Source organism: Acinetobacter sp. ABJ-A23_2 (genome assembly GCF_044538765.1).
GTDB classification, from domain to species: Bacteria; Pseudomonadota; Gammaproteobacteria; order Pseudomonadales; family Moraxellaceae; genus Acinetobacter; species Acinetobacter nosocomialis_A.
In genome coordinates this window covers 1-18128 of the sequence record NZ_JBIUCP010000026.1, presented here as the reverse complement: position 1 = coordinate 18128, position 18128 = coordinate 1, and the positions used below count along the sequence as shown (strand labels likewise).

17 protein-coding genes and 1 pseudogene are annotated in these 18128 nt (G+C 39.1%); 9 read left to right on the top strand and 9 right to left on the bottom strand.

Annotation, left to right across the window (positions count from 1 at the left end; all coding sequences use genetic code 11):
* Positions 1-33: 33 nt before the first annotated feature.
* Positions 34-975 (top strand): LysR family transcriptional regulator, encoded by a 942-nt coding sequence (locus tag ACH63V_RS10485; protein ID WP_174743823.1) that lies wholly within the window; start codon positions 34-36, stop codon positions 973-975.
* A gap of 254 nt (positions 976-1229) precedes the next feature.
* Here the strand turns inward: ACH63V_RS10485 and ACH63V_RS10480 are convergent, their stop codons facing one another.
* Genes ACH63V_RS10480 through ACH63V_RS10460 form a run of 5 tightly spaced genes read right to left on the bottom strand, consistent with a single transcriptional unit; the run spans position 1230 to position 7743 of the window.
* Positions 1230-2132: a hydroxymethylglutaryl-CoA lyase gene (locus ACH63V_RS10480; protein WP_396463456.1), complete on the bottom strand. Its 903-nt coding sequence runs from the start codon at positions 2130-2132 to the stop codon at positions 1230-1232.
* A complete protein-coding gene (locus ACH63V_RS10475) occupies positions 2129-4120 on the bottom strand; it encodes an acetyl/propionyl/methylcrotonyl-CoA carboxylase subunit alpha (protein ID WP_396463455.1) in 1992 nt (663 codons plus the stop codon). Before ACH63V_RS10475 ends, ACH63V_RS10480 begins: the two co-directional genes overlap by 4 nt.
* A gap of 11 nt (positions 4121-4131) precedes the next feature.
* Entirely contained in the window at positions 4132-4935 is an 804-nt protein-coding gene (locus ACH63V_RS10470; RefSeq protein WP_396463454.1) for an enoyl-CoA hydratase/isomerase family protein, read from the bottom strand.
* Between the two features lie 9 nt (positions 4936-4944).
* Complete coding sequence (locus ACH63V_RS10465; RefSeq protein WP_396463453.1) at positions 4945-6546, bottom strand: carboxyl transferase domain-containing protein; 1602 nt, start codon at positions 6544-6546, stop codon at positions 4945-4947.
* Between the two features lie 24 nt (positions 6547-6570).
* Positions 6571-7743, bottom strand: a complete 1173-nt coding sequence (locus ACH63V_RS10460) for an isovaleryl-CoA dehydrogenase (protein WP_396463452.1) — start codon at positions 7741-7743, stop codon at positions 6571-6573.
* A gap of 144 nt (positions 7744-7887) precedes the next feature.
* On the opposite strand from ACH63V_RS10460, the gene ACH63V_RS10455 reads away from it, so the two are divergent.
* From ACH63V_RS10455 to ACH63V_RS10440, 4 genes are all read left to right on the top strand, one after another.
* Complete coding sequence (locus ACH63V_RS10455; RefSeq protein ID WP_273786982.1) at positions 7888-8505, top strand: TetR/AcrR family transcriptional regulator; 618 nt, start codon at positions 7888-7890, stop codon at positions 8503-8505.
* Between the two features lie 110 nt (positions 8506-8615).
* A complete protein-coding gene (locus ACH63V_RS10450) occupies positions 8616-10310 on the top strand; it encodes an AMP-binding protein (protein ID WP_396463451.1) in 1695 nt (564 codons plus the stop codon).
* Positions 10311-10381: 71 nt separating this feature from the next.
* Positions 10382-11053 carry a class I SAM-dependent methyltransferase gene (locus tag ACH63V_RS10445; RefSeq protein WP_396463450.1) on the top strand — a complete coding sequence of 224 codons (672 nt, stop codon included), beginning with the start codon at positions 10382-10384 and terminating at the stop codon, positions 11051-11053.
* Between the two features lie 241 nt (positions 11054-11294).
* Complete coding sequence (locus ACH63V_RS10440; RefSeq protein WP_396463477.1) at positions 11295-12578, top strand: DcaP family trimeric outer membrane transporter; 1284 nt, start codon at positions 11295-11297, stop codon at positions 12576-12578.
* Between the two features lie 46 nt (positions 12579-12624).
* On the opposite strand, the gene ACH63V_RS10435 is transcribed toward ACH63V_RS10440, so the two are convergent.
* On the bottom strand, positions 12625-13863 hold the full coding sequence (locus ACH63V_RS10435; protein ID WP_396463449.1) for an SGNH/GDSL hydrolase family protein: 1239 nt from the start codon (positions 13861-13863) through the stop codon (positions 12625-12627).
* A gap of 111 nt (positions 13864-13974) precedes the next feature.
* Between ACH63V_RS10435 and ACH63V_RS10430 the strand changes: the two genes are divergently transcribed.
* Entirely contained in the window at positions 13975-14880 is a 906-nt protein-coding gene (locus ACH63V_RS10430; protein WP_396463448.1) for a LysR family transcriptional regulator, read from the top strand.
* A 4-nt stretch (positions 14881-14884) separates the two neighbouring features.
* Here the strand turns inward: ACH63V_RS10430 and ACH63V_RS10425 are convergent, their stop codons facing one another.
* Positions 14885-15172: a hypothetical protein gene (locus ACH63V_RS10425; RefSeq protein ID WP_263613470.1), complete on the bottom strand. Its 288-nt coding sequence runs from the start codon at positions 15170-15172 to the stop codon at positions 14885-14887.
* A gap of 968 nt (positions 15173-16140) precedes the next feature.
* Here ACH63V_RS10425 and ACH63V_RS10420 point away from each other — a divergent pair.
* The 3 genes and pseudogenes from ACH63V_RS10420 to ACH63V_RS10410 all read left to right on the top strand — a co-directional run.
* The gene (locus tag ACH63V_RS10420) at positions 16141-16287 is read left to right on the top strand and encodes a hypothetical protein (RefSeq protein WP_263613471.1); all 147 of its coding nucleotides are present in this window, start codon (positions 16141-16143) and stop codon (positions 16285-16287) included.
* A 264-nt stretch (positions 16288-16551) separates the two neighbouring features.
* Positions 16552-16980 carry a hypothetical protein gene (locus ACH63V_RS10415; RefSeq protein ID WP_343569479.1) on the top strand — a complete coding sequence of 143 codons (429 nt, stop codon included), beginning with the start codon at positions 16552-16554 and terminating at the stop codon, positions 16978-16980.
* A gap of 83 nt (positions 16981-17063) precedes the next feature.
* A pseudogene (locus ACH63V_RS10410) lies at positions 17064-17144 on the top strand (hypothetical protein); the annotation flags it as partial.
* A gap of 70 nt (positions 17145-17214) precedes the next feature.
* On the opposite strand, the gene surA1 reads toward ACH63V_RS10410, so the two are convergent.
* Complete coding sequence (surA1, locus tag ACH63V_RS10405) at positions 17215-17532, bottom strand: surface antigen protein 1 (RefSeq protein WP_000132044.1); 318 nt, start codon at positions 17530-17532, stop codon at positions 17215-17217.
* A 104-nt stretch (positions 17533-17636) separates the two neighbouring features.
* Positions 17637-17858, bottom strand: coding sequence for a hypothetical protein (locus ACH63V_RS10400; RefSeq protein ID WP_000108365.1), 222 nt, complete (start codon positions 17856-17858; stop codon positions 17637-17639).
* Between the last annotated feature and the right edge of the window lie 270 nt (positions 17859-18128).

The following is an 18128-nucleotide window of genomic DNA, read 5'->3' as shown; positions in this document are numbered from 1 at the left end:
ACAATCCGTAATTTAGGAAAACATATTTACGTTATGCGCAAAAATCTCGATGGTGGACTATTGCATGCAATGCATGCATTCCTGAAAGTGATTGATAGCGGGAGTTTCACAGCAGCAGCTGAGCAGATGGATCTGACCACAGCACAGGTTTCACGTCTTATCAGCGAGCTAGAAACACGCTTAGGTACAAAATTAATACAACGCTCAACGCGCCAGCAGGCACTGACCGATATTGGTGCGACTTATGCGGAGCGTTGTCGCCAAGTCATTTCAATGGTGGATGAAGCGGAGTCAGAAGTAACAGGAACGGCTTCTAAACCCAAAGGACGTTTACGTGTATTAAGCATGGGAAGCTTTGGGCATCATTATGTTTTTCCAGTAATGGCCGAGTTTTGTAAACATTACCCCGAACTAACCGTGGAATATACGACTTCACAGTACGTTCCAGATCTATTGGCAAAAGGGGTCGATGTCAGTCTGTATCTGACTGAATCACTAACTGACTCTCGGTTTGTTGCACGCAGAATTGGCACTATTTTTTCTGTTTTATGTGCTTCACCTGCTTATTTAGAAAAGCATGGTGTGCCGAAGTCTCCAGAAGACTTAAAAAATCATGCCTGTTTACGCTTGGTAAACCCATCTATTACACCAGATTGGCACTTGTTAAATGCAAAGGGTGAGTCTTACCAAATTGATACTGGCGGGCAACTCATTGCTGATAACCCAGAGTTATTGTTAGATGTGGTGCAACAGGATATGGGCATCGCATTATTGCCGATGTTTTCGGCTTTAGATGCAGTTCAAAATGGAAGATTATGTCATATCTTGCCAGAGTGGCGTTCACCCGACATCGGAGTTTATACCTTATTGCCTTCACGCCATTTTATTGATGCCAAAACACGTGCATGGTTAGATTGGGTGGAAGAATATATTTCCCCAAGAATCGAAATGGATGCATCTTATTTTTATAAATAATGAGATAAATTTTTTAAGGACTACAATTGAAAAAGGATGAAGAATAATACGGATTTAGAATAAAAATAGGGTAGAAAATGCTTCTGTTGAGAGGGGCATTTAATACAGAGATAAATGCTAAACTTTAAAAAAAAATTGCATGAGGGATTTAGTCCCAACTTCTGAACAGAATGAGATAAAGATTAGACGTGATGATCTGGTACTTTGCCTAATATTAAGCCTTATACCAGATGCAGACCTACTTTAATTTATGGTTAGGCACACTTGGTTTGCCAATAAGCATTTGCATAGTTCGACAAGCTTTTTCGGTTTAACACATTGCTAATATTTTGGCTGGCTTGCATCAGTTTTTCTAAGTCAATGCCAGTTTTAAAGCCCATGTGTGACAGCAAATAAAATAGATCTTCGGTCGATACATTGCCAGAAGCACCTTTGGCATAAGGGCAACCGCCAAGTCCTGCAAGAGACGAATCAAAAACACGAATACCTTGCTGTAAAGACTGATAAATATTGGCAATCGCCATGCCATAGGTATTGTGGAAATGCCCAGCCAAAACCTTGCTGTCGAGTTCAGCGAGGCATGCTTGCCAAACCTTTTGAACGCGATCTGGTGTTGCTGTACCAATGGTTTCACCTAAAGACACCTCATAGCAGCCCATGTCATAGAGTCGTTTAACCACTTTTACCACTTGCTCAGGGGCAATTGCGCCTTCATAAGGACAATCGACTATACAAGAGACATAACCACGCACACGAATGTTATGGGCTTTTGCTGCACTCATGACATCGCTAAATTTTTCAAAGCTCTCATCGATTGAGCAGTTAATATTTTTACGGGTAAAGCTTTCAGAAGCTGCGGTAAACACCGCAACCTCTTTGCATCCTACCGCTTGAGCAGTTTCAAAACCTTTGATATTTGGGGTGAGTAGACTAAATTGCACATCGCTTGTTTGTGGTAATTGCTTAAATAGCTCGTCACTTTGAGCCATTTGCGGTACCCATTTTGCCGAAACGCATGAACCGACTTCTATCGATTTTAGACCTGCATTAATCAGGTCATTAATGAAGTTTAAGCGTTGTTCGACAGTTAAAGCCTGCTTTTCATTTTGGAGGCCGTCTCTGGGACCGACCTCCACGATTTTGACAAACTCACTCATGCAACTTCCTCCTGAGCAGGCTGAAATTCCACAAGCTCGTCGCCAGCTTTGACTTGATCACCGACTTGGAAGTAGGAGTCGACAATCAAGCCGTCTTTAGGCGCACGAATGGTGTATTCCATTTTCATGGCTTCAAGCGTCATTAAAATATCGTCTTTCTTTACGCTATGATTTGCGCTCACCAGTACTTGCGTGACCACACCCGGCATTGGTGCTTTTAGGTGACCTTCATCGGCTTGGCTATCTGCTTGATTAAAGTCTTGGCGAATATAAGCAAACTTATAGCTCTGTCCATTTTGGAACAAGGTAATGCCTTGCTGACTTTGGTTAAACGATAGCTTTTGCTGAGTTCCATCAATTTGAACAGAGGCAGTATGTGCATCAATCAATTGACCTGAAATTGGGTAGCTTTGTCCGTTATATTCTGCGGTGAAGCCATCTTCATTTGAGGCAAACTTGATTTGGATATTTTGGTTTAAATAGTTCAGTTTAATGCTGTGCTGATAGGCAATATTTAAACGCCAAAGTGGTTGAGCCTGCCAAAGCTGTTTTTGGCTTGAGCTGTTGTTATTAAGTTTACTTAGAAATTCAATAAATGCTGCTACAACTACAAGTTCAGGTTTGATATCTTCAGGGCTAAACAAGAAGTTTTGTTCACGTTGAATCAGGTTAGTATCAAGCTTGGCTTGTTTAAACGATTCGCTACGAACAATTTTTTCAAGAAAAGCAATGTTGTTACCTAAACCATCGACATGGAATTGGCTTAAGGCATGCTGCATTTGAATGAGCGCAGCTTCACGGTTTTTACCCCATACGATCAGTTTGGCAATCATTGGGTCGTAATAGGTCGTGATTTCATCGCCTTCAACAATACCGCTGTCTACACGTACATATTGGTTTTGAGTTGGATAGTGCAAATAGTCAATTTTACCAATGGCAGGTAAAAAGCCTTTTTCAGGTTCTTCAGCGTAGATCCGTGCTTCGAGCGCATGGCCGTTAATTTGCAATTCGTTTTGTAGTTTAGGTAAAGGTTCACCATACGCCACACGAAGTTGCCACTCGACCAAGTCTTCACCTGTAATCATTTCAGTGACAGGGTGTTCGACTTGTAGGCGGGTATTCATTTCCATGAAATACGCTGTACCATCTTGTTCTACAATAAACTCAACCGTACCTGCGCCAACGTAATTTACAGCGCGTGCAGCATCAATTGCCGCTTGGCGCATTGCATCGAGCTTCTCGCTTGGCATTTGTGGAGCAGGGGCTTCTTCTAGCACTTTTTGGTGACGGCGTTGTACAGAACAATCGCGTTCAAACAAATGTACATAGTTGCCATGTGTATCGCCAAACACTTGCACTTCAATATGGCGTGGTTGAATCACATAACGCTCAATCAAGACGTCATCATTACCAAAGCTCGATTTGGCTTCACGTTTACACGAGGCTAAGGCATGCAGAAAGTCTTCACTGCGTTCAACCAAACTCATGCCTTTACCACCGCCGCCAGCACTGGCTTTAATTAAAACAGGATAGCCAATTCGGTCTGCTTGTTGTTTTAAAAAGTCAGCATCTTGATTAGTTCCGTGATAGCCCGGCGTTAAAGGGACACCTGCTTTTTCCATTAAAGCTTTCGAGGTTGCTTTTAAGCCCATCGCTAAAATGGCATCCACTGGTGGGCCAATAAAGCAAATGTTGTGTTGTTGGCAAGCGAGTGCAAACTGGTCATTTTCTGAAAGGAAGCCGTAGCCTGGGTGAACCGCTTGGCTACCTGTATCAATCGCTGCTTGAATAATACGATCAACCTGTAAATAACTTTGTGTTGCAGGGGACTGACCAATATAAACCGCTTCATCTGCAAGTTTGACATGTTGTGCATTTGCGTCTGCATCTGAGTAAACGGCAACCGTTGCAATACCTAATTTTTTAGCTGTACGAATTACACGGCAGGCAATTTCGCCACGGTTCGCAATTAAAATCTTTTCAAACATGATGATCGTCCTTAATTGTTGTTATTCGAGTTAGAAACCCAAGCAGGCTGTTGTTTATTTAAAAAGGCACTCAGACCTTCTTTTGCCTCGCTACCTTGACGAACTTGAGCAATATGATGTGCTGTCTGTTGTAGCAAGTCATTGCTCATGGTCTGATTGCTCACCATTTGAATGAGTTGTTTTGAGGCCGCTTGAGCATGCGGGCCACCAAGTAATAGAGCATCAACAATTTCTTGAACTTTTTTATCTAAGTCTTCAGCATCTGCTACTTCGTGCGCCAAACCAATTTGTTTGGCTTCACGTGCTGAAATCCGCTCGGTAGTTAAGAAGTAACGAGACGCTTGTCTTGCGCCAATTGCACGAATTACATAAGGACTAATGGTAGATGGAGCAAGCCCTAAACGAACTTCAGATGTTGCAAACTTGGCATCAGTGCTGGCAATGCAAATATCACATGCTGACGCTAAACCCATGCCGCCACCAAAGGCAATGCCATGCACTCGGGCAATGGTCGGTTGTTTAAGCGTTGCAAGTGCATCTAACATTTGTGCAAGTTTTAATGCATCTGCTTCATTTTCTGCTGAAGATGCCTGACCTGCCTGTTTCATCCAGTTGAGGTCGGCACCTGCCGAAAAGCTTTTGCCGCGACCTGCTAAAACCACTACACGAATGTCATCACGGGTATTAATTTGCTTAAAGCAAGCATGTAGTTCTTCAATGACTGTCGTATTAAAAGCATTGTGTAATTCAGGGCGGTTCAGCCAAACATAGGCAACCTGACCTTGTTGTTCGAGTTGTAAAAATTGATAGCTCATATACACCTCTTACATGCGGAACACGCCAAATTTGGTTGGCTGGATTGGAGCATTCATAGCAGCTGCAAGACTTAAACCAAGTACCTGACGAGTTTGCGCTGGGTCGATTACACCGTCATCCCAAAGGCGGGCAGAAGCATAGTACGGATGGCCTTGGCGCTCGTATTGTTCACGAATTGGTTGTTTGAATTCGTCTTCTTGTTGCGCTGACCACTCGGCACCTTTTTGCTCAATCTGATCGCGCTTTAAAGTTGACAGCACGCTTGCCGCTTGTTCGCCGCCCATCACAGAAATACGAGAGTTTGGCCAAGTCCATAAAAAGCGTGGTGAATAAGCACGGCCACACATGCCGTAGTTACCCGCACCAAATGAACCGCCAATAATTAGGGTGAGTTTTGGTACATTTGCGGTTGCAACTGCCATCACCAATTTAGCGCCGTTTTTTGCAATCCCTTCATTTTCATACTGGCGACCAACCATAAAGCCCGTAATGTTTTGTAGGAATAACAATGGAATATTGCGCTGTGTGCATAGCTCAATGAAGTGCGCACCTTTTTGTGCAGACTCGGAAAATAAAATTCCGTTATTGGCAATAATGCCGACTGGCATACCATAGAGTGAAGCGAAACCAGTAATCAGTGTTGAACCAAAGCGTGCTTTGAACTCATCAAAACGAGAGCCGTCTACAATGCGGGCAATCACTTCACGTACATCGAAAGGTTTACGCGCATCATTTGGCACTACACCATAGAGTTCTGAAGCATCAAATAATGGTTCATCAACTTGTTTATTTAACTCATTTGGCTTTTTATTTAAGTTCGCAACAATGTTTCGTGCAATGGCAATTGCATGTTCATCATTTTCAGCTAAATGGTCAGCCACACCCGAAAGACGTGTGTGGACATCACCACCGCCTAAGTCTTCACTGCTTACCACTTCACCCGTTGCAGCTTTTACTAGAGGAGGGCCACCTAAGAAAATCGTACCTTGATTACGTACAATAATCGTTTCATCAGACATGGCAGGAACATAAGCACCACCTGCGGTACAGCTACCCATCACCACAGCAATTTGGGCAATACCCAGACTCGACATACGTGCCTGATTATAGAAAATACGCCCAAAGTGATCACGGTCTGGGAAAACCTCATCTTGCATTGGTAAATAGGCACCGCCTGAATCTACTAAATAAATACAAGGCAAGTGATTTTGTTCAGCAATTTCTTGTGCGCGTAAATGCTTTTTAACCGTAAGTGGGTAATACGTTCCACCTTTAACCGTTGCATCGTTGGCAACGATCATGCAAGTTACGCCGTTGACTTGACCAATACCAGCAATCACACCCGCAGCAGGAACATCATCTTCATAAACGTTGTACGCTGCCAACTGACCAATTTCTAAAAATGCCGTACCGACATCAATCAGTTGATCAATACGTTCACGGGGTAAAAGTTTACCTCGAGCCAAATGTTTTTGACGGGCATTTTCACCACCGCCTAATGCAATACGCTGGGCAACTTGTTTTAGATCTGTGACCAATGTTTGCATGGCTTGCTGGTTTGTTTTGAAGTCTTCGCTTCGAACATTAATCTTGCTTTGTAATTGGTTCATAAGATGCGTCCTTATTTATAATTATTATTTGGTTTCATTGAAGAGTTCGCGGCCAATCAGCATGCGGCGAATTTCAGAAGTTCCGGCACCAATTTCATAAAGTTTTGCATCGCGCCATAAACGGCCAGCAGGGAATTCATTGATATAACCATTACCGCCTAAAGTCTGGATTGCTTCACCAGCCATCCATGTTGCTTTTTCGGCAGAATATAAAATGGCACTTGCAGCATCTTTACGTAGGCTGCGGTCATGGTCAGCTTTGTCACAGGCAGCACCAACAGCATAGACGAGTGCTTTACATGCCAACCAAGTTGAATACATATCGGCAAGTTTGCCTTGCATAAGCTGGAATTCACCTAACGCCTGACCAAACTGTTCACGTTGATGTAAATAAGGAATCACGACATCTAAACAGGCATCCATAATGCCTAAAGGTCCAGCACTTAAAACTGCACGTTCATAGTCCAAACCACTCATGAGTACTTTTGTGCCGTTACCGACACCGCCGAGTACGTTTTCAGCAGGTACTTCTACATTGTCAAAAAACAGTGGGTAAGTGTTAGAGCCACGCATACCGAGTTTGTCTAAATGGTTACCGTGACTAAAGCCTTTCATGCCTTTTTCAATTAAGAAAGCGGTCATGCCTTTCGCACCAGCTTGCGGATCAGTTTTAGCGTAAACCACAAGTACATCTGCATCACCACCGTTGGTGATCCACATTTTTGAACCGTTTAAAACGTAGTGATCACCTTTTTGCTCAGCACGTAATTTCATGCTGACGACATCAGAACCCGCATTCGGTTCAGACATCGCAAGGGCACCCACATATTCACCGGAAATTAATTTTGGTAAATACTTTTGTTTTTGCTGCTCGTTACCGTTACGGTTAATTTGGTTTACGCATAAATTAGAATGAGCACCATAAGAAAGACCAATGGCTGCCGAAGCACGAGAAATTTCTTGCATAGCAATAATATGAGCTAAATAACCCATATTGGCACCGCCATATTCTTCAGAAACCGTCATGCCTAGAAGGCCCATATCTCCGAATTTTTTCCAGAGATGTGCAGGGAATTTGTTGTCTTGATCAACTTGTTGGGCAATTGGTGCAATTTCTTTTGCACAAAATGCGGCTACCGAATCTTGAAGCGCAATTAAAGTTTCATCTAGACCGAAATTCAAGCTGCGTAGGTTCATGATATTTTCATCCTATTGGTTATATTTGTTGTCCATAAAATATTTTGTGGGTATTTGATAATTACCATACAATGATTTTTTGAAAAAGTGAATACAGATTCATAAAATGATTTACAATTCATTTTATTTGTTGGAGAATAAATTATGAGCTATAAACGATCATCTTTAATGCAAGAGCGGATGGAGCAAAATCGAAAGTCGATTTTGAGTTCAGCCAGAAAAATAATTTCAGAGGGAGGATTTAAGGACGCGCAAATACAAACAATTGCAGAGCAAGCGGGTGTATCAAGTGGACTGGTTTATCGCTACTTCGATAATAAAAGCCAAGTGCTAATAGAAGTTTTGTCTGATGCCATTAATACAGAGCTATTGGTGATTGATTCGATTACCGAAAGTGATTTATCGGCAAAGCAGAAATTACACAAAGCGGTGGCAACCTTTGTAAAACGGGCACTCAATAGTCCTCAGCTTGCATATTCACTCATGTTTGAACCCGTCGATTCAACGGTTGAACATGAGCGTTTTCGTGTGAAGCAATTGATTAAACAAAGTATTAAAAAAATACTTGCGGATGGAAATGCAAGTGGTGAGTTTGTCTTGGATGATTTAAACACAGCAGCACTTTGTGTAGTCGGTGCCATGACTTATGTGGTAGTTGAACCCCTAGACCCAGCTCAAAATACAAAGTTTGATCATGCGCACAAAGACTATTTTTCAAAACAAATTGCTGACTTTTGTGTAGACGCTGTGCAGAAGAAATAGGGCATATAAAGATTAAAACAACACAAAATAAGTAGTTTGGAAAAGTAGTTGCAGTAACAACAATTAGATCAGGTAAGAAGAGAATTAGAAGAATCAAGGAGAATGATTCAATGCAACAAGAACGGTTAAGCTACGCCTCGGGACCAAGTACACAACCCTTATTGGGTATGACCATTGGTGAACAATTTGATCAGGCCTGTCGGCAATATGCTGAAAAGGAAGCAATCGTTAGTTTTCATCAAAACAGACGATTAACCTATAAAGCTTTACAAGATGAAGTAAATGCTTTTGCTTGTAGCCTTTTAAAATTGGGATTAAGAAAAGGAGATCGATTAGCGATCTGGTCGCCTAATTGTGTGGAATGGACGGTAACCCAATTTGCAGCTTTTAAAGCAGGGATTATTTTAGTCAATCTCAATACAGCTTATAAAAGCCATGAACTTGAATATGTGTTGAGTAAAGTCTCATGCAAAGGATTGATTATTGCTTCTCAATTCAAAACGACTGATTATCAAGAATTACTCACAAAAATTGCCCCTGAATTAACTAATAGTCCAGATAAAGTGCTCAGTTCAGAGCGACTACCACATTTAAAATTTGTCATTAAAATTGATGACCAACAACATACGGGTATTTATCGCTTTAGTGATTTAGTTACTACACCAACTTCTGATGAGCTAGAACAATTAAAACTATTAACCAAGCAGCTCCAGTTTGATGAAACTATTAACATTCAATTTACCTCAGGTACAACAGGTAACCCTAAAGGGACCATGTTGACCCACCATAATATTTTAAATAATGGCTATTTTGTCGGTGAAGGCATTCGTTTAACCCCTCAAGATAAAGTTTGTATTTCCGTGCCGTTGTTTCATTGTTTTGGCATGGTCATGGGGAATTTAGCCTGCGTTACGCATGGTTCAACCATGGTCTATCCATCGGCGGTATTTAATCCTTTGGAAACTTTAAAAGCGATTCATCAAGAACGTTGTACGGCAGCTTATGGCGTGCCGACCATGTTTATTGCCACCTTAGAACATGAGCAATTTAATGAGTTTGACCTGTCGAGCTTAAGAACAGGAATTATGGCAGGTAGTCCTTGCCCACGTGAAATTATGCAGCGGGTTATAGACCGTATGCATATGTCTGAAATCACCATTTGTTATGGTATGACTGAAACCTCACCAGTAAGTGTACAAAGTTCGGTAAATGATTCGATTGATAAACGAGTAAGCACGGTTGGGCATGTTCATCCGCATGTTGAAATTAAAATTGTCGATTTAGAAGGGCAGATTGTTCCGCAAGGGACTTTAGGTGAATTATGTGTTCGTGGTTATTCAGTGATGGCTGGCTATTGGGGCGAAGAAGAAAAGACTCGTGAAGTGATAGATGCGGCTGGTTGGATGCATACGGGTGATATTGCTGAAATGGATCAAGACGGTTTTATTAAAATTAAAGGCCGTATTAAAGATGTGGTGATTCGTGGTGGGGAAAATCTGTTTCCAAAAGAGATTGAAGACTTTTTATATACCCATCCAGATGTAAGCGATGTCCAAGTCATTGGCTTACCAGATGCCAGATATGGTGAAGAACTCTGTGCTTGTATTATTTTGCATGAGCATCATCAAATTGATGAAGACAGTATTCGCCAATTCTGCAAAGAACATATTTCCCATAATAAAGTGCCACGCTATGTCCGATTCTTTAATGAGTTTCCAATGACTGCTTCAGGCAAAGCGCAGAAGTTTAAATTGCAGGAAATTATGCGCGCTGAACTTAATTTAACTGGAAATGTCTTTGATTAAAGAAGTCTAAAGTTTGGTCAAAGTGCAGCAAATTATAAATTTAAAGGCAGTTTAAGTAGGGATAAAACAAAATGGCAAAAGACTTTAATAGCCCAAAGGTAGTCGAAGGATATGATGAACATATTCGTAAATTAATTCCAGGTTATGAAGTTATCCATCTACAGGTGGGTGCCATTTTGCAATCTGTGTTGAAACCTAATGCTCATATTTTAATTGTAGGCTGTGGTACGGGTTATGAACTCGAATATTTACTTAAACGTCATCCAAACTGGAAATTTACAGCAGTTGATCCATCTTTAACCATGCTGCAAAAAGCTCAGGAGCAGGTTGAGCTTTTAGATAAATCTTCACAAGTTACCTTTGTTCATGGTGATACTTCAGCACTGCCTTTAGAACCATGTTTCGATGCTGCATTGTCTATTCTTGTGGCTCATTTTATTGCAGATGACATAAAACCTGTTTTCTTTAAGGATATTTATGATCGCTTAAAAGAAAAAGCGATTTTGCTGACTTATGACCTCATGACCTGTATAAACCCAATGCAACTTCAAGCATTGCGTTATTTGTGCCTGGCACAAGGTCTAACAGAAGAGCAGTGTCAAAAAATGTTAGAGCGTATGGCGCAAGACTTTTTTAGCCTAACCACTGAGGGGTATATAAAACTTTTGGAAAAAACTGGTTTTGAAAGCGTACAGCCTTATACGCAAATTTTGACTTATCAGGGGTTTATTGCAAAAAAATAATACTATTGGGGAATATAAATAAGGGGTTAAAACCGAATATTCTCAATTTGGATGAGAATATAAAAAATGAAAAATTAAAAAGTTACTTTTGCTGCTTTAGGGAGGATGGGGCTAAAAATATGAAGGAACGTCTTTCTGTGAAAGAAAGGCAAATTTTCAAGGATCTATTTTAGATAGGTACATAACAAAAAGGATGTCGAGATCTTTAAGTCTGTTTAAAGGTCTAAAGGAAAATTTCATGATGAAAGTTTTAAATACAACGGTTCAAAAAAGCCTATTGGCAGTTTCTGTGACTCTGCTTATGTCTTCTGCTTTTGCTGGTCAAGTAAACCCTGAAATAGAGCAACTTCGTCAAGAAGTAAACGAATTACGGGCAATGCTACAGGCAGATATACAAACTCAAAAATCTTTAAGCCAAGAAAAAGTAGAACAAGTCGCTCCTGTCGTTACCCAAGCTCCGCAATCTATACAACAAGTATTAACTAAATCGGGTACAGAATTTAACTTATATGGTTATATACGAGCAGATGCTTCTTATCAAATGAAGGGTGCATCTACGATGTATAACAATATTAGTGGTGTTCCTCTTGAACATACGCCAGAAGAATCTGCCCAGAAGGACCAATTGCACAGTACGGTTTATGTGACCCGTTTCGGATTGAATTTTAAAACACCGACAACTGCTGGCGATGTGGGTGGAAAGTTAGAAATGGACTTTTTTGGGGCTGCTACTCGTGATCAGTTCCGTATACGTCATGCTTATTTAACTTTTGATAAATGGTTGATTGGTCAAACATGGTCGACATTTATTGCACCTGAATATTACCCAGAAACGATTGATGCAGGTACATTTGTAGGTAGTGCCTTGCTTAGATCGCCAATGGTTCGCTATAGCGATAACTTAACGGCAAATACAAGTTTTGCAGTATCAGTTGAAGACCCGAAATATACAGCGGCAACAGACCCAGATAACAAAATGCGTTTACCTGCTTTAGTGGGGCGCTTAAATCATAAATTTGCCAATGGTTCGATGCTTTCAGGCCGTAGTTTTGTTGCAGAAAAAAGAACCAATAATGACAGTGAGTGGGCTTGGGGCGTAGGTTTCGGTGGTAAATACCAAATGACACCCGATACTTTACTTAAAGCCGATTATTACCATGTCAAAGGCGATGGGCGTTTCTTATTGTGGAGCAATAGTGGCTATGCAATAGATGATCAAAACAACATGCATAGTAATGAATTCGACACGGTTTCTTTAGGTATAACTCATCAATTTACACCGAAAATTCGCTCGACTTTGGGCTATGGCTATATGAAAGCTAAAGACGATAACCGTTTTGCCGAATTACAGCACAATAACACGACTCAAAACAAACAGCTTTGGCAGGGCTGGGTAAATACGATGTATAACCCATACAAACCAATTACCTTAGGTGTTGAGTATGTATATGGCGAACGAGAAACATTCGATGGTCGTAACGGGATTGATAACCGCTTTAACATGATAGCGAGTTACGATTTCTAAATAGTTATTCCCATCAGGTGAATAGGTTCACCTGATGGAGCAATTATTAATTTTTAATAATCTGGTCTAACTGTACCAATTCAGCCATATGCTGATTGCCGCGATCATTAGGATGTAAATGATCTCCTGAATCATAAATTGGATTTAACCGGTTGGGATGTATTGGATCTTTTAAACCTTCATCAAGATCAAGTACATCATCAAATGTTTTACTGGTTCTCATCCAGTGGTTAATGCGCTGACGTAATTCATCTTTATTAGGTTGGTAATAATTATCTAAAGGTGTATTGGGTAAAGCGCCTGCAAAGGGAAGTAACGTCGCCCCAATCACTTGAATGCCTTGCTCATGAGCTTCCTTTACAACACGTTTATAACCCTCGGTTAATGCTTCAAAAGACGGTATTTGTTGTTTAGGTGCAAAAGCTGTACCGGGCCATGAAATATCATTAATACCAACTAAAACAATTAAAGTTTTAACGCCTGAATATTGAAATATCTCACTGTTTAAACGTTTTAAAACGCTATCACCCATACCATCGGTAAGTAATCGATTTCCTGAAATACCATTATTAACTACGGCCACACGATGTACAGATAAACGTTTCGCTAAAAAATCGGTCCATCTCGTATTTGCATCTAAGGTTGCAGTCGCCCCATCGGTAATTGAGTCTCCAATAACAGCAACCACCTGAGCTTTCTCTTTGGGTTTTACCTCTATTGCAGACAGTAATAACCGTGCCGTCGTTGTTTTGGCATCGGTTGGCGTAGTTAAATTTGTTGTCTGATTTCCAGCAATGATCCAACTGGTTTGTTTCGCATCCCAATGGAAAGTTTTAAACGTTGTTGGTTTTTGAATAAAGCTATTTACCACCAATTGAGCATGATCGGGTACAGGCAGCTGAATTGGATCACTTATGAGTTGTTTGCCGGGTAAAATTCTTGCTTTAAGTTGACCAGAAAAATAAACAGGATAGGTGCTCTTAGATTTCAGGCTTGCTGCGTTCGCTAAACCAATTGTTGTTTGATCTATATAAAGAGGTTGCTCACCATATTGATTGGTAAAAACAAGCCGAACGGCTTTACCACCTAAACTAATTTGGCTTACCTGCCTAATTGTTTGGTTGGATATTTGCTCTGGAATAAGGGTTGGAAAAACGAAGTCTTTATTCCAAACTTTTTGAGGACTCGCAGACCAAGTGGTAATCCATTGGTGCTTTGGTACTTCAGCTTGTGCAACGCTCGTAAATAAAGCCAAAGAAAATAGGATGGCTTGATAAAGTTTCATCTCGTGAACTCTTTAAAACAAATTAAAGATATCTTGAAATAAATTGATGCCTTGTTATAGCGGGCTAAGCGGAATAAGATTTGTGAATACAATTCATAAATAAATTTTGTTATGTCTTATTTTGATATTAATCGATCTGGCGAGTTGGCAATTTTTATACGTGTGGTCGAGCTTGGAAGTTTTTCAGCCGTAGCAAGGGCATGTGATATGACGCCGTCTGCGGTCAGTAAGTTAATTTCCCGTTTAGAAAAAAGACTTGGTGTCAGATTATTGAACCGTTCAACACGTCAGTTTCAGCTTACCAGTGAAGGATGCCAGTTTTATGAGCAAGGTCTTCAAATACTCAATAATTTAGATGAACTTGAACAATCCGTTACCGCAAATCATATACCGAAAGGGCGAATTAGAATCCATACCAGTCTTTCATATTGGACTCACTTTTTATTACCGTGTATTTCCTTATTTAATCAGCGCTACCCACAAATTGAGTTAGAGGCTCATTTGAGTGACGAAGTCATTAATTTGGTTGAGCAAAGAATTGATGTTGCAATTCGGACAGGACCATTAAAAAGTTCCAATTTGGTGGCTCGCTCACTCGGTAGTACGCATAAAGTTTATGTATGTTCACCCGCGTATATTGAACAGCATGGTTGCCCTGAACATCCAGATGAACTACATGAACATCAGCTTTTAGATGTAAGTTATCAGCGCCAGAATAAAACTTGGCTATTTAAAAAAGCAGATCAGGAAATTAATCTAACCCCCTCTAGAGTTTTGAAAGTAAACCACGGTGAAGCAATTTTACAGTTGGTACTAGCAGGTGTTGGTATTGCTCAACTCAATGAATTTCAAATCCAAAAAGCATTACATCAAAAACAACTCGTCAAAATTCTTGAAGACTGGAATATTCGTGCTTCTGAAGAGTTTCATGCTGTTTGGATTGGTCATGATAAATATGTCCCTAATCGTGTACGTGCATTTTTAGATTTTTTGGTAGAGCATGCTCCTATAGGTTAGTACACTATTTTCTTGCGCTAAATTGGCACTGTTGCATTGTTTTATTCATGGTTTCTACAAAATTCATTTTGGTATCAATGTTCTGCAAACTCACTTTGGGTAAGCTTTCCACAAACTGTGGCGAATAGTGCTGCTCTAACGAGTTATAAATACAATTACACTGTGAAAGGTCATGTCCCGCCCACACACAACGCGTATTAAATTCATTTTTACTCATGGGTCTACAGCCCATTAGATTTAAAACACTGATTGTAAGAAGGCTCACCAAAACAAAACGATAGAGAAAAAACATTATTGTTACTCTGCATAGGTTGTTGTTATCGTTAAGTGATGTTGATAGAAGTTCTAATCTTTATGATGTGGTTTTTGAATACATAAAACTTTTGATCCCAACTTATATAGATGGGTAGGCAAAAGTATTAAGTAAACAACTTTTGAACTCTATATAAGGTTTTTATTTTAGAGAGGTGAGTAGAGCGATCTCTAAAAAATGCCTGAATAAATAAAAGACGTCGAATATGGGTAAGATCAATAAGAGAATGTAAAAAATATAGAATAATAGTCATGAGTGACTCCTTGATTAAAAGAAGTTACGCCCACTCATTGCTAATCATTATGGTGGTGAAACGAAAGGGGGTTAGCAGACTGATACCTAAGAAACCAGCACACCCGAAGGTGTCCCACTCTCGTTCCTCCATCAAAGGCACGAGGGGCTTCACACCAAAAAACATGTTTTTAGTGCACTTAGGTAGACGGTCTGCTAAAACCGACTGACAAAATTTGTCAGCGCGAGCATCATAAGCTGAGCATTAGAGTGGGTCAATTGCAAAAATAAAAGATTGATTTATATAAATTGATATAAATATTTACCTGTTTTTATTTAGAAAATAGAAAAATTAAAAAATATTATATGGCTATAACTAATTTTTATTTTACTGGCGGTGTCGTTTTTTAATCATATATATCAAATATTTATTAATTGTTTATTTATATAGTATATCAATACCGTTAATTAGATGTGTTGTTTGGCTAAACTATTTAATAATTCGATTTTTATAATTTGGGCTATGGAGTATATCCACTGCTTGCCAAAAAATAACCAAAATTTCAATTGCAAGAAATATAATTTTATTAATCATATTTTAGGGTTTTTACATAAGCTTGCATAATCTACAAAAGTTAAGAGAACCACTGCGGTAGGCCAACATAAGATAATGTTATTCATAAACCTACATTTTAATATTTATAAAGGTGATCTAAATGGTAAGAATCTTTTGTGCAGTGAGTATGGTGCTTGCAATTGCTATGGGTATGAGCGCTTGCCAAGACCGCAATTCAAGAAATGATGGAATGCATGAAGCAAGTGATCCGGCAGCACCTCATGATATGAATAGAAACTCACAATAATTAGTTTTTCTTAAAAAGCCTGCTTATTAAGTGGGCTTTTTTTATAGGTATTTTATCTAGGATAGATTGCTTAATAAAAATTAAATACATAAAAATATAATATTAATCAATTAATTATATTAATTTTGTGGTCTGGGGTGCTAGTGTTTCTGAATTGTTGCAAACTAAATATATCTTTTCAAAAAGTTAATAAAACAAACACAATAGCTTACTTATATTCATCCAAAATTCATTTTAGTAATAATGAACTATAAAGGTAAGGATATGCCCCAATATTTAAAAATAGCTGAGAAAATATATCAAAATGTTAAAGAAAAAAAGGGTTTTACGGATGAACCGATGGAAGATCTTAACAATTTGATGATTGAGCTCAGACATGAAATAAAGGGGACACAGTTAAAGCTTTTATATAATTATATTGATTTCGCTGAGCTGTTAATTAAGCCTTTACAAGAGTCAAAAATTAAATTGGATTTAAGTCTTATTCCTAAAAGTAAGAATACACAGGAGTTTGTACTTTGGCTTGCTGGTTTTATTGAGCGGATTACAACAGGTGGGCAAGAGAAATTACCCCCAATTCAGGCCAAAATTACTTTACCAGCTTATGCTTATGAGGAAACTTATCCTTCACAGAAAAAGCCGGTAAATAATGGCGAAGAAATAATTGAATATTTTAAGAAAAATCAAAATTGATTTTAACGAAAACCTGACTTGATGATTTAAGTCAGGTTTTTATTCTGATAAGCCAGTAATTATGGATATTTAAGGGGACAGATATGTTTGTGTATTTTACAGATGGTACTTACATTAACGATTTTGAAATTTATGGCGTAAAAGCAAAACGTGAGCAAAGCAAAAACTATAAAAAAAGCCTATTTCCCAGGGCCAATAGGAAATAAGCTTATAGCTTTGGACCGTTTGAGGACGTTAAATATCATCCCATGCATCTTTAATGGCTTGTTTCGCGTGTTCCCATTTTAAGCGAGACTCAGCTTTGAGTTCTTCCCATTTTTGCTGCAAACTACCTTCCATGTCTTCAAACTGAGTTCCTTCCTTAGATTCAGAACGAGCCCGATGACCAAGTTCATAAGCAGCAGAAAAATCACGATCATAATCTAGATCTGGTGTTGTTAATTGTGCTTCTTGGTAATAAGGACGGGTAAGATAGCTTTCACGCCAGCGAGAGTCAGAATAGTTATGATCGCCAGCTACTAATTGAGCATGATCTGTATTTTGATCTGTCATCAGAATTCCCTCATATTTTATTGAATTTTATGCTTATATTAGATTTAGGAAGGTGAGTTCACCTTCCTAAATGATCGACCGCATCAAAGAACAACTACAAACAATTAACGTTGTTGGTTGTTATTTGAATTTTGTTGGCCAGAATCTTTTTGGTTAGATCCTTGTTGTTGGCCGCGGTTATCATTTTGCTGTTGTTGCTGATTATTTTGTTGCTGTTGATCGTTTTGCTGTTGGTTACCGTGTTGTTGTTGATTACGGTTGTCATTTTGCTGTTGTTGCTGTTGCTGATTATTGCGTTGATTTGCTTGATTATTAGTAGTGCTCATTTTTAATTACCTCATATCAATTATGACGATGTGTTTTATCTGAGAGCTTCAGATAGGGTTATTAAAACATGTAGCTTTTAAATGTGTAGGGTAGGGGTGTTACCCTATATTTAAATGTAAATTTAAAAACTATCAATTTTAAATAACTTACTGATTTTTAGTGAATATGATTTTTAGTCATAAACATTATTAATATGAATGTTTAAAAAATTACATTTCAGCACATAATATTTAAGAAAGATAATAAATATTTCCAAATGTATATTTGTT